Genomic DNA, 4,597 nt, shown 5'->3' on the forward strand with positions numbered 1-4,597 from the left:
CTTAATAGAATTAAGTAACACTATTTTTAAACCCTTAGAAAATCATTTACAGGGAGAACAATTATTTATTTGTCCTGATAATGCACTGACCCTGATTCCTTTTGATATTTTACCATTAAATGCAGAAAATAATCAATTACTGATTGATAAATATAATATTACTTATTTAACTGCGGCTAGAGATTTATTAAGATATCAATATAACCCCAATCGTCCCGCTTCAGAATCTTTAGTTATTGCAGATCCTAATTTTGATTTATCTGTAGATATTTCCCCAAATATTCCTAACAACGATAACTCATCTAAATCCAAAATTTACATTCAAGAAGAAGGTTTATCTATTAACCTTGATTCTCTAGCAACGGAAATTATTGAAAGTTTAGATAATCTACATGACTACCGATTTTCACCAGTTCCCGAAATAGCAGAAATAGCTAAAGTTGCAGCTAGTCAATTTAATGTTCAAGCACTTTTACAAAATCAAGCTTTAAAAAGTTATTTAACGAATGGTAAATGTCCTGAAATATTAGTTTTAGCAACTCACGGTTTTTTCTTAACTCAGAAATCTGTTCCTAAAAATCTGTTAGAAACTCAAGAATTTGGTGAAAGAGGTTTGCGACGTTCTCAGCAAATGCAAATAACAGAAAACCCCTTATTTCGTTCTGGTTTTGCATTAGCAGGAGCAAATACTTGGCTGTTAGGTGGAGAGATACCCCCAGAAGCGGGTGAGGGAATTGTTTTTGCTCAAGATGTGGCTGGTTTTGATTTATGGGCTAATAAAATCATCCTTTTAATTGCTTGTCAAACTGCGGTTGGTGATGTTACTGCTGGTGAAGGTGTGAAAGGTTTACGCAGTGCTTTTACTGCTGCTGGTGCAAGATTATTAATTATGAGTTTGTGGTCTGTACCTGTTAAACCTTCAATTTTATTAATGAATCGCTTTTTTGCTAATATGGATAACAGAAAATTACCTGCTCAAATAGCTTTAAAGGAGGCACAAAATTATATTAGAACTATGACTAGAAATGAGTTAGAATCTTTGGCTATAGGCAAGGAAATTTTACAAGAATTACAATTAAAAATTGCACCAGTGCTACAAAGAAATCCTGAGTTAGCTAACACCTGGAAAATCAGTGAATATCCTTTACAACATCCTTATTTTTGGGGTGCTTGGGTGTGTGTAGGTAGGGAGTTGAAAGAAGAAGAAAATCAATAATTATTAGCTAGTTAGTATTGTACTCTGTTAAAACAAGCAGTGGTACAGAATTTACCATTACTAATCTCACTCGCTACGAACATCCGGGAATTTGGAAAGGTTCAACACTCAACATCCGTTTAGAAGAAATACCAGAAAAATATCGGTCTTCGCAACGTCCCCATACTTTATTAGCAATAGCACAAATTGATGGAGAAACGGAAAATGGAGAAGCTAAATATTCAAAACTGGGAACAGTTAGTCAACAATCTGTAATTGACTATAAACTTAAACCAGGAATGATAACTCAGGGTGCAACATTAGTTGAACTTAAACCTGAACTGAGAGAAAGTCAAATCAAATTATTGTTTCAAGAAGCTTATGCTGTTGCTGAAAATTTCTATAATTTAATTCCTGAAGACCAAAAATTACCAGCCGCAGCCGCAACATGGAATATATCAGCTTCTCGACAAGATGAATTAGAACAAGGAGATAATTCAAGTTTGAACTCTCGTAAGAAAGTTTCTAACTTTGTATTTGCAACTTTTGGTAAGGAAATAGTTAGCCAATTAGATGAGTTACAATTTTCACAACTCAAAGTATTAGGAATTGGTAAGGAAGGAGATAATTTTGTTGGTAGGGAATGGAATCCGCAAGAAAAATATTCGATAGAAATACAAGCCAGTCGCTATCCTCCAGGACATGAAAGACATAATTCTAGATTGGTATTTGTCAAAGACAATGACGAAAAATACAAAGAATTTGCTGTTTTGGAACAAAGAACAGGCCAATTAGCAATTGGTACTCAGGCACAAGCATATATTAAACCAGGTGAATCTTATACAGCTACGGCAACTATTAATTTACCATCACAACCACCAATCAACATTACTATCAGAGAAATTAGTAAATTTTCTCATGCAGGTAAGACTTTTAATGGTGAACCAGTCACACTCGCTATTGGTAATGTAGCAGTTCCTATTGACACAGCTAAAATTAAATTGGCTGGTCAAACATTAGGAGAATTGGATAATGATTCAATTCAAGAATTAAGAAAAATAAATTATTTAGCTAATGGTAATCCGCTACAAATTAAATTAAAATCTATTGGTGATAGTCAACATGAAGGTGGTTTTATTATTGCTGAATCACCTCATGGGAATTTGTTGAAAATTAATAAGATTAATGTTTATGATTTTAAAGGACAAGTTTTTACTGGAGAAGAATATAAAAGCGTTAGTTTAGAAGTACCAACCAGTAAAAATAGGGATGCTGTTTTTCTAAATGGAGAATTATTAGGAGTTCTTCACTATAAAAAAGATAAGGAAGCACTACAAAATTTGGGAGTGCTTAAACATGGTCAACAAGGTTCTGTAAATTGTACATTACAAAGTAATTTTTCTCACACTTTTATTAATATTGAACCCAGCACATTACAATATCCCCAAATTTGGACAAAGGAAGCTCAAGCTTTTCAAAATAATTCCCAATCAAATACGGTAACAAAGCAAGAGGTGATGGTTGAAAAAAGTGGACTATTGCTGGAGAAGATCAAAGAACGTCCGACAATATTGTTTACTAGTCAGGAAGATAAGGTACTGGGATTAATAGGAATAGCAGTGGACAACCACAAAACAGAATTAGTTCAGAATTGGTTTAAATCTAAAAATATTGAATTTAATGTTTTATCACCACAAGATGTACTACTAGAAACGAAAAAAGGTCTTTCTGTAATTTACTTGGTTAGTAGTACAATTCCATCTGATGACTTTGATGCTTTAAAGGCAAAGTTTGGAGAACCATTAAGTGCTGACGGAAAAAATAGTGCTTACAGTCAAAGTCTTAATTCTCTTCCTAATAGACCATATATAATAGGGGAAAAACTAGCTAAAGTTCAGGAATTAGCTACAACTACAATACCTGTTATAGTTACACCCAATTTATCAAATAACAATCCACCGCAGCAAACAATTGTAGTTCCTGAAAATCTACAAACCGTATCCGCAGTATCTCAGGTATTACCTGCTGATAACACCATTGTCTCCAAACCTGAAGAGAAGGATGTTGTGATTTCGGGTAAACCTGTGCAAATGGTATTTCCTCTAAAAATGCACGATGAACCCAACCCTTTACCTGTCAGCACTACTATTGAAGCTATGCGCGGATATGGTAGATGTCATACAACCAGGACTTATGAACCGTACAAGGCTTATGGGTTTAAAGAGGGGGATATTGCGATCGCTGTGTCCAGTTCTCAACAAGTTGCCTTTCGAGTAGGTAAACAATACCGCATCACCCCAGAAATGAGTGCAGATCCAACATATCAGCAACAGTGGGGCGCAATGGAAAAACACAGCAGTCGAGAACTATCCACTTTTAGGAATAAACCGGAAGTGTGGGGACTACATACAGAACCGCTGGGAGATTATGTCAACGGAAAAATTGTGCCTTTCCCCAGTGCAAAACTTGAACAGTCATTAGTTACACCTCCTATACCACCACCTTTATCTACAGCCATACCCCTGGCATCTGTTATTACTTCTCCGGTGAATATCGGTTCGAGAAGTTCTGACCCTCTAGGTGCGGCTATGACTAATCCTACTGTTAAAGCCAAGGAGTTAGGCAAAATTCAAGGAGAATACCCTGTGTCTTTCCGTGATAATGCCGCAGTAACTGCCGGTAAATATGGACCAGAAACTTACACCCAAGATAAACCTGCTGGAGTTCCTTTTGTCTCTGCTGAACAAGCTTATCAACACTACAAAACAACAGTACCTTTGGGAGAACCACGAATACAGCTAATAGCAGAAATCATTCAAGCTAAGTTAGAACCCACATTCCGCAGATACTAAAGCAAATTTAGGAATTAAAAATTTTCATAAATAAAAGCCTGAAAAGATTGCCTAGCAAAGATTTCAGCTTTTATTTGTTAAAATAATCAAATCAAATAGAGATGGGAAAAACCATGAAAGAGTCTCAAGTTGGCATGAAAATCCTAAATATAGACCATTTGGGAATAGTAGCAGGAATAATAGACGAAATGGAATTGGTAGAAGAAGTGAATAAAATAGTGGGAATAAAAATAAAAGAAACCCTAACACCAGGACAAGTAATAAAAGCAATGATTTTAAATGGATTAGGCTTTTTAAGCGCCCCATTATATCTATTTGGAGAATTTTTCGTAGGAAAATCAACAGAACATTTAATAGGAGAAGGAGTATTAGCATCACATTTAAATGATGACAAACTAGGAAGAGAACTAGACAAGTATCATCAAGTAGGAACAACAAAAATATTTACAGCAGTAGCGATAAAAGCAGCCCATAAATTCCAAGTAGAAATGGATAGTATTCATTTAGATGGGACGTCTATGAGTGTAGAAGGAGAGTACAAAAAAGAAAT

General features: G+C 35.1%; 3 protein-coding genes. All 3 read left to right on the forward strand.

Annotated features, from left to right (window positions below):
- A partial coding sequence (locus FJR38_RS26085; RefSeq protein WP_168540401.1) for a CHAT domain-containing protein occupies window positions 1-1,216 on the forward strand: 1,216 nt, incomplete at its 5' end.
- A 17-nt stretch (window positions 1,217-1,233) separates the two neighbouring features.
- Window positions 1,234-4,047, forward strand: coding sequence for a hypothetical protein (locus FJR38_RS26090; RefSeq protein WP_371418298.1), 2,814 nt, complete (start codon window positions 1,234-1,236; stop codon window positions 4,045-4,047).
- 113 nt (window positions 4,048-4,160) lie between these two features.
- Window positions 4,161-4,597 (forward strand): DUF4277 domain-containing protein (locus FJR38_RS26095; protein ID WP_168540403.1); only part of this gene is annotated, 437 nt, incomplete at its 3' end.

Origin of the sequence: Anabaena sp. UHCC 0253 (assembly GCF_009712085.1) — a bacterium.
Lineage (GTDB): Bacteria > Cyanobacteriota > Cyanobacteriia > Cyanobacteriales > Nostocaceae > Dolichospermum.